Below are 14900 nucleotides of genomic sequence, written 5' to 3'. Positions count from 1 at the left end.
ACAACAAAACAGTAAATCTTCACTTTCTATTTTAGTAACTTTAAAGCCATAAAATCAACTAAAATGAAAAAAATATGTATTGCTTTTATAGCAATTGCAAGCTTAATTGCTTGTAACAATTCATCCAAAGAAACAACAACAGAACTTAGTGTTAATTATAAAAAAATAGAGCTAGACAATGGTTTAGATGTTATTTTTCATGTAGATAAATCAGATCCTGTTGTTGCAGTAGAACTTATGGTTCATGTAGGTTCTGCAAGAGAAAAAGAAGGTAGAACGGGTTTTGCACATTTATTTGAGCACTTACTATTTCTAGAGTCAGAAAACTTAGGAAAAGGCGGTTTAGATAAAATGAGTGCAAGAATTGGTGGCTCTGGTGCTAATGGTTCTACTTCTAGAGATAGAACTAACTACTTACAAACAGTGCCAAAAGATGCTTTAGAAAAAATGATTTGGGCAGAGGCAGATAAACTTGGATATTTTATAAATACAGTAACAGACCCGGTTTTGGCAAAAGAAAAGCAAGTTGTAAAAAATGAAAAAAGACAAAGTGTAGATAATAGACCATACGGACATAATCAATACGTAATTGGTAAGAATTTGTATCCAAAAAATCATCCTTACAATTGGCAAGTAATTGGTTCTTTAGAAGATTTACAAAATGCAACTTTACAAGATGTAAAAGATTTTTATAAAAAATGGTATGTACCAAACAATGCTACTTTAGTACTTTCTGGAGATATTGATATTGAAGAAGCTACAAAATGGGTTCATAAATATTTTGATGAAATTCCTAAAGGCGAAGAAATTCCTGCTTTAGAAAAAAAACCAGGTGAAGTAAAAGAAACGAAGTTTTTATATTACGAAGACAATTTTGCTAGAGTGCCACAATTAACAATGGTTTGGCCAAGTGTAGAAATGTATCATGAAGATTCTTATGCTTTAGAAGTTTTAACACAGTATTTATCAGACGGAAAATCTGCGCCACTAAATACTGTTTTAGTAGACGATTTAAAATTAACATCTAATACAGTGATGTACAATTACGCATCTGAATTGGCTGGTGAAACGCAATTAATTGTAAGAGCTTTTAATGGTAAAAATTTAGATGAAATAAAATCTGGTATAGAGCAAGGTTTTGCAAAATTTGAATCTGAAGGTATTTCTGATAAGGATTTACTAAGAATAAAAGCAGGACAAGAAACTCAATTTTACTTAGGTTTATCGAGTGTCTTAGGAAAAGGTTCTAACTTAGCATCTAACAACACCTATTTAGGTAATCCTGGTTTTGCCACAGAAGACATTAAAAAAACATTGGCGGTTACTAAAGACGATGTAATGCGTGTTTACAATACGTATATTAAAGGTAAAAATTACATAGCAACTAGTTTTGTTCCAAGAAATAGTGCAGAACTTGCTCTTAAAGGCTCTACTCTAGCAGATGTTGTTGAAGAAAAAATTGTAAATGGTGCAGAAGAAACTTTTGACCCTAAAATTGCAGCTTCATATGAGAAAACACCATCTTCTTTTGACAGACATATCGAACCTCCATATGGTAAAGCTCCTTCTTTAACTGTACCAGAAGTTTATGAAACTAGTTTAGACAATGGGTTAAAAGTATACGGAATCGAAAACAACGAAGTTCCTTTAGTGCGTTTTAATTTAACTATTGATGGCGGACAGTTATTAGAATCTTTAGACAAATTGGGTGTTGCTAATTTAACTGCAGACTTATTAAACAAAGGAACTAAAAATAAAAGCGTACAACAATTAGAAGAAGCAATACAAGAACTAGGTGCTTCTGTCTACATCTACGCAACTAAAGAAAACATTACTTTAAGCGGAACAACATTAGCTAAAAACTATACCAAAACTTTGGCTTTAGCAGAAGAAATGTTATTAGAACCAAGGTTTGATGAAACTGAATTTGAATTACTTAAAAAAGCAACTATTTCTAATTTAAGACAGCAAGAAGCTAGCCCTAATGCAGTTGCAAGAAATGCATACAATAATTTAATTTATGGCGAAGACAACATCCGTTCTAAAAACACCTTAGGTACAATTTCTTCTGTAGAAAATATTACCCTAGAAGATTTAAAAGAATATTATAACAATTATATTTCTCCTTCTATTGCAAAAATGTTGATTGTTGGTGATATTACAGAAGATGCTGTGGTAAATTCATTAGCCTCTTTAAATACAAATTGGAATGCAAAACCTGTTACAATTCCAACATATAAAACACCAGAAGCTCCTACCAAGCCAGCAGTCTATTTTTATGATATCCCAAATGCAAAACAATCTGTTTTACAATTTGACGCACCAGCATTGGCAGCTACAGATAAAGATTACTACGCAGCATCTGTAATGAATTACATTCTTGGTGGTGGTGGTTTTGCCTCTCGTTTAACGCAAGAATTAAGAGAAGGAAAAGGATATACATACGGCATTCGTTCTGGTTTTTCCGGAACAAAAGCAAAAGGTACGTTTACAATTTCTAGTGGTGTAAGATCTAATGTTACTTTAGAATCTGCTCAAGCAGTAAAGAAAATTTTAGAAGAGTATCCTAACACATTTTCTGATAAAGATTTAGAAACAACCAAAGGTTTCTTAATTAAAAGTAATGCCAGAGCATTTGAAACTGCCGGTGCTAAATTAAGAATGTTGTCTAATATTGCAAATTATGGTTTAAAGGCAGGTTATGTAAAAGACAGAGAAAACACTGTAAACAACATGACCAAAGAACGAATTGCAGAGTTAGCAAATACCTACGTAAATCCTAATAAAATGATTTGGTTGGTTGTTGGTGATGCAGAAACACAATTAGAAAGAATGAAAGAATTAGGTTATGGAGAACCTATCTTATTAAACGAAAGACAAAAGAAGATTAAGAATTAAAAATCTTGATTTATAAGCATAAAAAATCCCAATTTCAAAATATTGAAATTGGGATTTTTATTATTAACCAATTCAAAAGAACATTAATTTTTTATAATTCTTTTACCAGACACTCCTTTATCTGTGATAATTTTCACCAAGTAAAAACCTTTGGACAATCTCGAAAAATCTAAAGTAGATTTATTAGATTTCATAACATTTTTACCTGATAAAGAATACACCTTAACCTCTTGTAGGTTTAATCCTTCACTTAACTTTATACTTAAAATATCATTTACAGGATTTGGATAAAAAACAATATTGGTATCTAAGTCTATATTTTCTAAAGAAAGTACTTTTGATCTACAATCTGTAGCATCTGCAACAAACTCACTTTTAACATCTTTTATCCAAGAAGACAAATAACTTGCATTTACATCATCTACCAAAATACAAGATAAATTAGGTGTGTTTGAAGCATTAAAAGAAGTTATATTTGCGTTATTTCCGTTTTGCATATTTAATGTAACTAAATTAGGATTGCTACTAACATCTACAGTTGTTAATTTAGACAAACTACTAATATCTAAAACATCAAAATTATTATTACTTGCAATTAAGGTTTGCAAAGCCATTGTTGTTGTTTTTTGTACAATTTTAGTTTTACCTGTAGATTTAGCAATGGTATTAAAACTAGAACCTGTTAGCGGACTTAAATCTGTAATTCCGTTTCCTGAAACATCTAATTTTAAAATACTTGTAAAAGCTGCCAAACCTTCTACATCAGTAATTCCTGTGCCACTTAAGTTTAATTCTCCATTAGCATTTCCAGTAAAAGCTGCCGCTTCTGCAACAGTTATTTTTCCATCATTATCTACATCTAAACCTGAAACTGCTAACAATGCTGTTGTTGTTGTTGGATTTGTCATTACAGACCAAACTGATGAGCAGTCTGTGTTAAATGATGTATGAGTATCTTTCCAAATTGTTCCTACATTAAAATTGGTATTAAAATGATTTACATTGTCTACAGCTACACAATTCAAATTCGCATTTAATTTAGTACTGTAGGTAGAAATCATTGTATTGTTACCGTTTCTAATATCTAAACTTTCTAAATTATTATTATACAGTCTAATAAATTTTAATTTTGAATTTTTTCTTAAGTCTAAATTTTTAATATTATTATTATCTAAAAGTAAATCCTCTAAATCTAAGTTTTGAGATAAATCTAAGTTAACAATTGAGTTTTCTTCTAAATTTAATGTTTTTAAATTTATATTGGGTGATATATCTATAGTTGCTAATTGGTTATCATTAGCCCCTAAACTCGTCAAGTTTATATTATTTGACAAATCAATATTTGTCAATTGATTAAAACTTACACTAAGAGATGTCAAACTTACAAAATCTTCAATGCCTGTTAAATTCGTTATACCTGCAGCAACTATGGACAAATTTGTTAAAGAACTAATATCTGCAGTAAAAACCTGTCCATTTAAAACTCCGTCAGTGTCTATATTTAAAGCAATTAATCTTTGTTCAAAATTAGGGTCTGGTATTAATGTTATTGATTGTGAACTACAAGATGTATTGTAAACATGCTGTGGGTCTTTACTTATCCAATTTGCATCAGAATAAGCAACACTATCAACCAAAACACAAGTCAGATTTGAGTTATTCGTAATATTAAACGCTAAAGGATTAACAACTGTGTTAATTAAGGTATTAAAACTATTTTTTAAATTAAGAGAAGCTAATTGATTATTACTTAGATTTAATGTCTCTATTTTTTTATTCTTTGAAAGATCTAAACTAGTAATACTATTATTAGATACATCTAAATTTACCAAATTTAAATTACTGTTAAGGTTTAAATTAATTAATTGACTTGAAACAATATTAAGTGTCTCTAAATTTGTATTTGCAGAAAGATCTAAACTATTTACATCAGAGCCTATTATAGATAATATTTTTAGATTTGGGTTACCAGAAGTATTTAGGGAGTTAAATTTCCCATCGAATTCTTTAAATTCTTCTAAATTTGGTAATCCTGATATATCAACATTTGAAATGTTATTATAACCCAATTGTACATATTCTACATCAGGTAAATTTCCAAAAATTATAGAGGTTGCATTAGAATTTAAAGAAAAGGTAATTCTTTTTAACTTGGTATTATTAGAAAAATCTGCTGTAATTAATCCAGGGTTTCCACCAAAAGCACCAAAAATTTCTAAGTCTCTAAAATCCTCTAATCCCGTTAATATACTTAAACCTATATTAGAGACGTCAAGAGAAGTTACAGTATCAATTCTGTGAGTATACACTTTCGTATCATTTGCCACACCATTTCCCATGCTACTTGAATCTCCTAATGAAACTAGATTTCCACTAGCATCATGGGTTTCTAAATAGTTTTCAAAAGCAGTATCTGGTACATAGGTTAAAGAACTTGGTGCATTGGTTGTAATATCTAAAGTACATCTCACAGTAGAAGTTCCATCGGTTAAAGCATACGAAATTTGAGGTACTACTCCACTGTAATTTGTAGCTGGTATAAATGTGTAACTACCATCTCCATTTATAGTGATATCACCTTCTGATAAATTAGCTGTATTTCCAGCTGATATTGTTGTACCATTTACTACGAAATCTATAACGCTTAAGGTTCCTCCAGTATCATTTGCTAATAATCCGTTTGTGGCAGATACTGTTAATGTCGTATTCTGAATTGTTGTATTTGTATCTGCTGTACATGACAAAGAAAAACAATTTGCGCTAAACATATGAGTAACATCTTTATACCAATTAGTTGTGTATCCAGTTGCAGGTGTTGCAGCATCTGCAGTAATACAAGTTAAATTTGGATTATTTTGAGATTGAAAAAACGTGAAATTTACATTATTACCATTCGCAATATTTAAACTTGTTAGTTGATTGAAACTGCAATACAATTGAACTAATGCAGTATTTGTTGAAACATCTAATGACGAAATTTGATTATTCTGAATACCTAAATTAATCAAATTTGGATTTGACGATACATCTATAGAAGTTAACCCATTATTATCACATAAAAGAGTCTCTAAATTAGTATTTAAACTAACATCTAATGTATTTATTTGATTTCTTCCAAATGCCAAATATTTTAAAACACCGTTATTGTTTACATTCAAAATACTCACATTATTTAAGGTAAAAGATAAGGTTTCTAAAAGTGTGTTTGCATTTACATTTAAGATTGAAACTTGATTATTATCTAAAAATAATGTTTTTAAAAGTAAATTTGAACTAATATCAAGTGAAGTAAGTGCGTTATTTACACATGTAAAAGTATGTAAAGAAGTATTAAAACTTAAATCAATTGAAGAAACTAAGTTATCATTTATAGATAAGGTTTCCAATGCCACAAAACCCTCTATTCCTGTTAGGTCAGAAATTTTACCTGTAACATTGGGGAAATTTGTATTATTTAAAGGATCTGATAAATCTAAGCTAGTTATGGTATTAATATCTGATGTTAGAACTTGTCCATTAACAGTTCCATCAGAATCTATCCCCAAATCAATTAAAGCGAGTTCAAAATTAATATCTGGAATAGCTGTTGTGGCTAAATCATCTGTACTATAAGAGTATAAAGAAGATTGTACTGCTATTAAAAATCCGAGTAATAGTAATTTTGTTTTCATAATTATATAATTAAATTAACAATCAAATATGTTATTCATAAAAGCTTTTTAGTAAACAAAATTCTGAAAAATAAACAGTTCATTCTACAATCGGCATTTATAATATAACAAAATTAAACTCTAATCATCATGTTACTCATAGGTAAAACACCCTAACTCTTAAGTATTATTCCTCACAAACAAAAAACCCAAGCAGATTGCTTGGGTTAAAATTATAAATGTAATATAAGTGTTATTCAAAACTTGCTCCACTTGCAGTAACACTTCTATCTATTTTACGCATTAAACCTTGTAAAACTTTACCTGGTCCTACTTCTATAAATTCTGTTCCTCCATCAGCAATCATTGCTTGTACACACTGTGTCCATTTTACTGGCGCAGTCAATTGGGCAATTAAATTCTCTTTAATTTCTTCTGGATTTGTAACTGCTTTTGCAACTACATTTTGATATACAGCACACGTTGGTTCACTAAAAGTAGTGGCTTTAATTGCTGCTGCCAACTCTTCTCTTGCAGGTTCCATCATTGGTGAGTGAAATGCACCTCCAACTGGTAGTATCAATGCTCTTCTTGCTCCTTTTTCTGTTAAAACTTCACAGGCTTTTTCTACTGCTTCAATTTCTCCAGAAATCACTAGTTGTCCTGGGCAATTGTAATTTGCAGCTACTACAACACCATCTATGGCTGCACAAGTTTCTTCTACAACATCATCTGCCAAACCTAAAACCGCTGCCATTGTAGACGGAGCAATTTCACAGGCTTTTTGCATTGCCAAAGCCCTTTTAGAAACCAATGTCAATCCGTCTTCAAAAGATAAAACTCCGTTAGCAACCAAAGCAGATAGTTCACCTAACGAATGGCCAGCAACCATTTCTGGTTTAAAAGAATCTCCTAAAACTTTTGCTAAAATTACCGAATGTAAAAAAATAGCAGGCTGCGTAACCTTTGTTTCTTTTAATTGCTCTGCAGTTCCTTCGAACATAATATCGGTAATCGAGAACCCTAATATGTCATTTGCTTTTTCGAAATATTCTTGTGCTAATGCAGATTTTTCGTACAAATCTAACCCCATTCCTGTAAATTGAGCTCCTTGTCCGGGAAAAATATATGCTTTCATTTTTATTCTTTTTTTGTTGTTTGTGGGGCAAAAATAACCTTTTTATTAGAGACTATAAAACCGTGATTTTATAAGGTTAAAACTTAGAAGAATTTGAAAGTAATTCTATTTTTGTTTAATCTATTTATTTTGTTGTGAAACAAAACTAATATTTACTACCTTCGTTCATATGAAAGAAAAAGACAAACAATTAGCCGATACTATTTATCTTGTACTTGCTGCATTATTTATCGCTTCTTTGGTTGCTTCTAATTTAATTTTTCAAAAGTTTTTTTATTGGGAACCTTTTGGAATATACAGATTCGAAATCTCTGTAGGTATTTTACCGTATCCCATTACTTTTTTAATCACAGATATTTTATCAGAAATTTATGGTAAAAAAAAGGCGAACCAAGTAGTAATTGCTGGTATTTTTGCCTCGTTTTTTTCGATGTTGATTATTTTAATAGCAGATTTTTCGCCTGCAATAGTTAATTCTCCTGTAGATGATAAAACATTTCATCAAGTTTTTGGCTTGTCTCCTTTAGCTGTATTTGCTTCGATGATAGCTTATCTATTTGCTCAATTTATAGATATCAGAATATTTCATTTTTGGAAAAAACTTACGCACGGAAAACATCTTTGGTTGCGTAACAACTTTTCTACTTTTGCCTCGCAATTTATAGACACGTTTACAGTGCTATTTTTATTATCTTCTTTTGAAATTTTACCTTGGTCTATATTTACTGGCTTACTAATTAGTGGCTTTTTATTCAAAATTATTGTGGCTGCATTAGATACTCCGCTCTTGTATGGCATTGTATATTTATTTCGTAAAAGATTCAATTTAAAAATTGGAGAAGAAATTTTGTAATTGAATTAGCATAGCTGCGTCTAAAAAAACATAAACAACCTATAAAATGAAAAAATTAGCATTCTTACTTTTAATCACATTTGGCTTTTCGCAATTACAAGCACAAACTTCTATTTTCAATAACTTATTAGAAACACATGTTTCTAAAAAAGGTTTGGTAGATTATAAAAGCTTAAAAACAGACGAAGCAAAATTAGCTACCTATATTACTTATTTAGAAGATACAAAACCAAATTCTTCTTGGTCTGATGCAAAACAAAAAGCTTTTTGGATAAATGCCTACAACGCTTACACTTTAAAAATAATTTTAGACAATTACCCTTTAAAAAGTATTACAGATATCAAAGAAAAAGGTAAAACTGCTTGGAAAATTCCTTTTGCAAAAGTTGGTGGTAAGACATATACTTTAGACCATATAGAGCATGAAATTTTACGTAAGAACTTATTTGACCCAAGAATTCATGTAGGTGTAAATTGTGCATCTGGCTCGTGTCCAAAATTAGCTAATATGGCCTTTACTGAAGAAAATATTGATAGTGCTCTAGAAAAATTAATGAAAGAATTTGTAAATGATAGCTCTAGAAACAAACTATCTGAGAAAAAAGTAAAAATTTCTTCAATCTTTAATTGGTTTAAAGACGATTTTACAAAAGAGGGTACTGTTATCGATTATTTAAATAAATATTCGGATATCAAAATTAATAAAAAGGCAAAAATCAGTTACTTAAATTACGATTGGAGCTTGAACGAAAAATAGCCTTTCGAAAATGCTATTTTTGTTTCAAAACTATTTGTATCTTTCAATTTCAATTCTAAAAAACAAAGAATGTCAAAAACATATTACGACGCATCAGACTTAAGAAAATTTGGTAAAATAACAGAATGGAGCGAAGAATTAGGAAACAAATTTTTTGATTATTACGGTAAAGTTTTTGAAGAGGGTGCTTTAACTGCTCGCGAAAAATCTTTAATAGCCTTAGCCGTTGCCCATACAGAACAATGCCCGTACTGTATAGATGCTTATACCAAAGATGGTTTACAACGCGGTATTACAAAACCAGAAATGATGGAAGCAATTCATGTGGGTGCTGCCATTAAAAGTGGTGCTACTTTAGTACACGGTGTACAAATGATGAATAAAGTGAACAAATTAGAAATGTAAGCAGCCTAAAGTTTTTGCTTTTTGCAAAAATTTAGAGGTCATTTATTCCGCTTTTAGCGGAATCTATAATTTAAAAAACCAAAACAAAAATTTCTTCGTAAATATTGCGAACAATTTTTAATTTTAAAAAGAAGCTAAATAAGCAAACAGTTTACAGCATTAGTTTACACAACTAACAAACTGCTAACTGAACATCAAAAATATATGGCTACAAAATCATTAAAAGCAAGAAACAACGATATTGCAAATACATCTCGTCAAATGGAAATTCTTTCTAGCGGCATATTTGCAAATGGTGAATTACCAACTTTTGCTGCAAAAATTAAAGAAACAAATCAGTTTCCTTTACGCCCTAAAAAGTTAGAAATTTTACAAATAAACTTAGGTTATATGTGTAACCAAGTTTGCGAACATTGCCATGTAGATGCGGGTCCAGATCGTAAAGAAATCATGACGATTGAAACCATGCAACAGTGTTTAGAAATAATTAAAAAAACAGAAGCTCATACGCTAGATTTAACTGGTGGTGCTCCAGAAATGAATCCTAATTTTAGGTGGTTTGTAGAAGAGGCTGCGAAAGCCGGAATTAAAGATTTTATTGTACGTTCTAACTTAACCATTATTAGAGCTAATAAAAAATACTACGATTTACCAGAGTTTTTTAAAAAACACAATGTACATGTTGTTTCTTCGATGCCTCACTGGACGCGTGGTAAAACAGACAAACAACGTGGCGATGGTGTTTTCGATAAATCAATTAAAGCTTTACAAGAATTAAATGCTGTGGGTTATGGTATGCCTGGTTCTAATTTAAAATTAGATTTGGTTTACAATCCGTCGGGAGCCTTTTTACCTGGAGACCAAATGGCTTTAGAAAACGATTTTAAGAAAGCTCTAAAAGCAGATTTTGATATAGACTTTCATAGTTTATTTGCCATTACAAATTTACCAATTAGCCGTTTTTTAGATTATTTAATTGCTTCGGATAATTACGAAGATTACATGCATTCTTTATTAGATGCTTACAATCCTGCTGCTGTAGAAAATGTAATGTGTACAAACACTATTTCTATAAGTTGGGATGGATGGTTGTATGATTGTGATTTTAACCAAATGCTAAATTTAAAAGTAGCTAGTAAGGTAAAGCACGTTTCTGATTATAATGAGGAGTTGCTTCAAAACAGAAATATTATTATCAATCAGCATTGTTATGGTTGTACCGCTGGTGCAGGAAGTAGTTGCCAAGGAGTTGTAGCTTAATCTATGAATCAAAAAACCGCCTTATTAATTTTTGCAAATTCAGCAGCTAAAGAAGTAGAGAGAAAAGAGTTTCTTTCTACAGAAATTTTTAGTGCTTTAAACAAACAAACTTTAAAAAAGGCTAAGAAATCGAAACTTCCTTATTTTGTTGTTTCAGAAAAAGAACAAATAGGTATTTCTTTTGGTGAACGTTTTACCAATGCTATCGATTCTATTTTTAAAAAAGGATTTGATAACGTTATTACCATTGGTAATGATACGCCGCATTTAAAAACCAAGCATTTATTAGAAGCGAATACATCTTTAGCTAATAAGCAACTTGTTATAGGGCCGTCTAAAGATGGTGGATTTTATTTAATGGGAATTAAAAAGGCTCATTTTAACAAAGAAATCTTTTTAAAACTACCCTGGCAAACCAATAAATTACAAGCATCTATAGATACTATTTCAACGATTAAAAAAGAACAAATCTCTTTTTTAGAGTTGTTAATAGATCTTGATAATCTAGAGGATGTTAAAACGATATTAGAAAGTTTTAAAACACTTTCTTTAGATGTTTTTAAACTTTTAAAGAAAACGATTATTGCAATTAAACCTATTGTTTTTAGCAATTTTTCTTTTCATCAAACTTCTTCGTTTACCAAAAACTACAACAAGGGTTCTCCCCTATTTTTTGCGTACTTATAATTTTCGTATTGTTTAACAATACAAATCAACCTTATTTTACACAAAAATTCACTCGATGAAATACATTACTATGTGTTTACTTATGCTGGTTACTAGCATTGGGTTTGCACAACAAAAAATTACAGGAACTATTATAGATAAAAGTTCTGGCGAAGTATTGCCATACGTAAGCATTAAAGCGACAAATACCAACGGAACAACCTCCGATTTAAATGGTAACTACACCATTACCATTTTTAAAAACAGCCAATTTTTAACATTTAGCTATTTAGGTTATCAAACAAAAAAAGTAGCTATCAATAATAACACTACAATTGATGTAGCTTTAGAAGAACTTGCAACAAGTTTAAATGAAGTTGTAGTTACTGCACTTGGTGTAAACAGACAAACCAAAGAATTAGGTTATGTGGTTCAAGAAATTAAATCAAAGGATATTAATGAAGTAAAAACACCTAACTTTTTAGACAACTTATCTGGTAAATTAGCAGGTGTTACAGTATCGCAAGGTGCAACGGGCGTTGGTTCTTCTTCTAAAATTACCATTCGTGGTGAAGCTTCTTTTTCTAACAACAACCCACTTTTTGTGGTAGACGGAACGCCAATTAACAACAATACTGTTTTTAATTTTACCAATGAAGCCGCTGCTGGATTTCAAGAAATAGATTTCGGTAATGGTGCCATGGAAGTAAATGCAGATGATATTGCATCTGTTACCGTTTTAAAAGGGCCAAGTGCCGCAGCATTGTATGGTACAAGAGCTTCTAACGGAGTTATTGTTATCAAGACAAAAGACGGTAGTAAAAAGAAAGGTTTGGGCGTAAGCATTAACTCTTCTATTACTTTTGATAGTGCTTTTCGTTTGCCAGATTTTCAAAATGAATATGGGCAAGGAAACGCTGGTAATTTTGAATATGTAGACGGTTTAGGTGGTGGTACTAACGATTTAATTACCTATTCTTGGGGACCTCGATTAGATGCTGGTAATTTTATAGCTCAGTTCGATTCGCCTGTAACCTTAGCAGACGGAACTGTTGTTCGTGGTGGAGATACATCGCTGTATTCTTCAGAAAATATAACGCCTACTTTATTTAAATCGAACCCAAATAATTTAAAAGACTTTTATCAAACGGGTGTTACAACTGTAAATAATGTAGCCATTACCAATACTTTTGATACGGGTTCTTATAGACTATCTTTAACCGATTTAGATAGCGAATCTATCATCCCAGGTGTAAATTTAGAACGAAAAACGGCAGCGTTAAAAATGACGTTTCGTCCAACAGAAAAAACAAAAATAACGAGTAGTGTAAATTATGTAAACTCTAGTAGTGATAATAGACCTGCCAACGGTTATGGTAGTGAAAACGTAAATTATTCTTTAGTTGCTTGGGGACCTCGTTCTTTAAACATCAATAGTTTAAAAAACTACTGGCAACCAGGTTTAGAAGGTGTACAACAATATTCTTTTAACTATACCTATTTCGATAATCCATATTTTATTTTACATGAAAACACCAATTCATTTAACAGAGATCGTGTTTTAGGTAATGTAGCCATCAACCATAATTTTACAGATAACTTAAGTGTTTCTTTACGTTCTGGAATGGATTACTCATCAGAAAAAAGACAATTTAAACGTAACTTTAGTTCTAATCGTTTTAAAAACGGAGCCTATGCAGAACACGATGTTTTTTATCGAGAAATTAATACAGATTTTTTAATAAACTACAAAAACACCTTTGGTAATTTTACTTTTGATGCCTCTTTTGGTGGTAACAGATTAGACCAAACGGCGTCAACAAAACAATCGCAAACAACCAATTTGGCACAACCTGGTATATTTAGTTTAAACAATGCTGCCTCTCCTATCGAGGTGTTTCAGTTTGATTCTAAAAAGAGAATTAATTCGTTATACGGTATAGCAAAATTCGGTTTCAAAAACTATTTATACTTAGATATTACGGGTAGAAATGATTGGTCTAGTGCATTGGCTACTCCTTTTTCTGTAGACGGTACTTCTTTCTTTTATCCTTCTATTTCTTCTAGTTTTATACTTTCAAATTATACAGAATTACCAGAAAGTATTTCGTTTGCAAAATTAAGAGCAAGTATTGCGCAAGTTGGTAACGATACCAATCCGTACCAAACAGCTGGTGCATTTGTGTCGCAAACTACTTTTAATGGGCAACCTACTTTTAGTAATCAAGATTTTATACCAAACGCAAACTTAAAGCCAGAATTAACTACGTCTTATGAAATTGGTGCAGACATTCGTTTTTTTAGAGATCGATTAAATTTTGATTTCACCTATTACAACGCTACCACAAAAGACCAAATTATTTCTTTACCTATTGCCATTTCTTCTGGTTACAACCAACAGGTAATTAATGGCGGAAAAGTAAACACCAAAGGAATTGAAATTATTTTAGGAGGAACACCAATTAAAACAGCCAATTTTAAATGGAATACCACTTTTAATTTTGCTACAAACAAATCTACCATTAAAGATTTACCCCAAGACGAAGGTAGACTAACATTGGCGTATAGTAGAATTTATAATAGTGCCAACCAAACCGTTTGGTTTCAAGTAGAAGAAGGCGGACAAGTGGGTGATTTATACGGCACAGGGTATCAGAAAAATGAAAATGGAGCGTTTTTAATTGATGATAACGGCCGTTATATTGCCAATAATGAATTGATAAAATTAGGAAACTACAATCCTGATTTTACTTTGGGCTGGAACAATAGTTTTGCATATAAAAACTGGAATGCCAATTTCTTATTTGATTGGAGACAAGGTGGCGAAATAGTTTCTAGAACTAGTGCTTTGGGTAATGTTGGTGGTCAATTGGCAGAAACTTCTTTTAGACCAGATGCAGGTATTGTGGCACAAGGTGTTAATGTAAATACTGGCCAACCAAACACTGTTGCAGTTTCTGCAGAAAGTTATTACAGACAATATTATGATAGAAATCACGAAGAAAATAATGTGTACGACGCTTCTTATTTAAAACTCCGTCAGTTTTCTATTGGCTATACATTAAACTTAGCAGAGGGCTTTTTAGGTTTAAAAGACACTTCTACCCTAAACTTTTCTTTTATCGGTAACAACTTATTTGTCATTACAGAAAATCCACATTTCGATCCAGAACAATTGGCAGTACAAGGCAACGGTTTTGTTAGCGGTGTAGAAGATATGAGTTATGCTACAAGCAGAAGTTTCGGTTTTAAAGTAGGATTTAATTTTTAAGA

General features: G+C 31.2%; 9 protein-coding genes. 7 read left to right on the top strand and 2 right to left on the bottom strand.

What is annotated here, in order from left to right:
- Nucleotides 1–63: 63 nt before the first annotated feature.
- Nucleotides 64–2898, top strand: coding sequence for a M16 family metallopeptidase (locus ACYPV9_RS07350; RefSeq protein ID WP_459742696.1), 2835 nt, complete (start codon nt 64–66; stop codon nt 2896–2898).
- An 83-nt stretch (nt 2899–2981) separates the two neighbouring features.
- Here ACYPV9_RS07350 and ACYPV9_RS07345 read toward each other — a convergent pair whose 3' ends face one another.
- The gene (locus tag ACYPV9_RS07345) at nt 2982–6569 is read right to left on the bottom strand and encodes a T9SS type A sorting domain-containing protein (RefSeq protein WP_459742694.1); all 3588 of its coding nucleotides are present in this window, start codon (nt 6567–6569) and stop codon (nt 2982–2984) included.
- A 232-nt stretch (nt 6570–6801) separates the two neighbouring features.
- Entirely contained in the window at nt 6802–7686 is an 885-nt protein-coding gene (gene fabD / locus ACYPV9_RS07340) for an ACP S-malonyltransferase (protein WP_459742693.1), read from the bottom strand.
- 169 nt (nt 7687–7855) lie between these two features.
- Between fabD and ACYPV9_RS07335 the strand changes: the two genes are divergently transcribed.
- From ACYPV9_RS07335 to ACYPV9_RS07310, 6 genes are all read left to right on the top strand, one after another.
- On the top strand, nt 7856–8539 hold the full coding sequence (locus ACYPV9_RS07335) for a queuosine precursor transporter (protein ID WP_459742692.1): 684 nt from the start codon (nt 7856–7858) through the stop codon (nt 8537–8539).
- A gap of 46 nt (nt 8540–8585) precedes the next feature.
- Nucleotides 8586–9296, top strand: coding sequence for a DUF547 domain-containing protein (locus ACYPV9_RS07330; protein ID WP_459742690.1), 711 nt, complete (start codon nt 8586–8588; stop codon nt 9294–9296).
- 69 nt (nt 9297–9365) lie between these two features.
- Nucleotides 9366–9701: an arsenosugar biosynthesis-associated peroxidase-like protein gene (locus tag ACYPV9_RS07325; RefSeq protein ID WP_077809920.1), complete on the top strand. Its 336-nt coding sequence runs from the start codon at nt 9366–9368 to the stop codon at nt 9699–9701.
- A 204-nt stretch (nt 9702–9905) separates the two neighbouring features.
- Nucleotides 9906–10961 (top strand): arsenosugar biosynthesis radical SAM (seleno)protein ArsS, encoded by a 1056-nt coding sequence (arsS, locus tag ACYPV9_RS07320; protein ID WP_299064754.1) that lies wholly within the window; start codon nt 9906–9908, stop codon nt 10959–10961.
- 3 nt (nt 10962–10964) lie between these two features.
- Nucleotides 10965–11648, top strand: a complete 684-nt coding sequence (locus ACYPV9_RS07315; protein WP_459742689.1) for a TIGR04282 family arsenosugar biosynthesis glycosyltransferase — start codon at nt 10965–10967, stop codon at nt 11646–11648.
- Nucleotides 11649–11703: 55 nt separating this feature from the next.
- Nucleotides 11704–14898 carry a SusC/RagA family TonB-linked outer membrane protein gene (locus ACYPV9_RS07310; RefSeq protein WP_459742687.1) on the top strand — a complete coding sequence of 1065 codons (3195 nt, stop codon included), beginning with the start codon at nt 11704–11706 and terminating at the stop codon, nt 14896–14898.
- Nucleotides 14899–14900 lie beyond the last annotated feature (2 nt).

This window comes from Polaribacter sp. OB-PA-B3, assembly GCF_054589375.1.
The sequence above is the reverse complement of the archived record's forward strand: the minus strand, read 5'-3'. Positions and strand labels throughout refer to the sequence as shown.

Excerpts from the sequence above, each read along its gene's own strand:
- ACYPV9_RS07330 (WP_459742690.1), top strand. The coding sequence starts at position 8,586 with ATGAAAAAATTAGCATTCTTACTTTTAATCACATTTGGCTTTTCGCAA.
- ACYPV9_RS07345 (WP_459742694.1), bottom strand. The coding sequence starts at position 6,569 with ATGAAAACAAAATTACTATTACTCGGATTTTTAATAGCAGTACAATCT.
- arsS (WP_299064754.1), top strand. The coding sequence starts at position 9,906 with ATGGCTACAAAATCATTAAAAGCAAGAAACAACGATATTGCAAATACA.
- ACYPV9_RS07325 (WP_077809920.1), top strand. The coding sequence starts at position 9,366 with ATGTCAAAAACATATTACGACGCATCAGACTTAAGAAAATTTGGTAAA.
- ACYPV9_RS07315 (WP_459742689.1), top strand. The coding sequence starts at position 10,965 with ATGAATCAAAAAACCGCCTTATTAATTTTTGCAAATTCAGCAGCTAAA.
- ACYPV9_RS07310 (WP_459742687.1), top strand. The coding sequence starts at position 11,704 with ATGAAATACATTACTATGTGTTTACTTATGCTGGTTACTAGCATTGGG.
- fabD (WP_459742693.1), bottom strand. The coding sequence starts at position 7,686 with ATGAAAGCATATATTTTTCCCGGACAAGGAGCTCAATTTACAGGAATG.
- ACYPV9_RS07350 (WP_459742696.1), top strand. The coding sequence starts at position 64 with ATGAAAAAAATATGTATTGCTTTTATAGCAATTGCAAGCTTAATTGCT.
- ACYPV9_RS07335 (WP_459742692.1), top strand. The coding sequence starts at position 7,856 with ATGAAAGAAAAAGACAAACAATTAGCCGATACTATTTATCTTGTACTT.